General features: G+C 71.7%; 1 protein-coding gene. It reads right to left on the reverse strand.

What is annotated here, in order from left to right; genetic code table 11:
* Positions 1-339: hypothetical protein (locus N5079_RS35225; protein WP_261588557.1), on the reverse strand; the 339-nt coding region annotated here is incomplete at both ends.

The raw sequence follows: 339 nt of genomic DNA on the forward strand, positions 1-339 counted from the left end.
GTGGGGTCAGTGGCCGGGGTGCTGTGATCGCGGCCAGCGGGGTTGTCCGGGGTGGGGTTGGTGGGGGTGGGCGTGGGGTCGTCGGGGAGGGATTCGGCGCGGACCAGGACCAGCAGCTCAGTGCTGACCTTCTTGCTCAACAACGCCGCCAGCGCATCAGCCTGCCGCACCCGCAGCGGCCGGTCATCGTCCTTGCCCTTCGGGCGGGCGTAGGCGGCCAGGAACTCCCGCAACCGGGCGGCCGCCTCACGCGGCAGCCGGAACTCTCCCTCCACCCCACCGGTAGAGGAGGGGCGGACCAGCAGGAACCGCGCCGCGTAATCGGCATCCGCCTCATCA

It is taken from the genome of Planotetraspora sp. A-T 1434, from assembly GCF_025420585.1.
Classification (GTDB): domain Bacteria; phylum Actinomycetota; class Actinomycetes; order Streptosporangiales; family Streptosporangiaceae; genus JAOEGB01.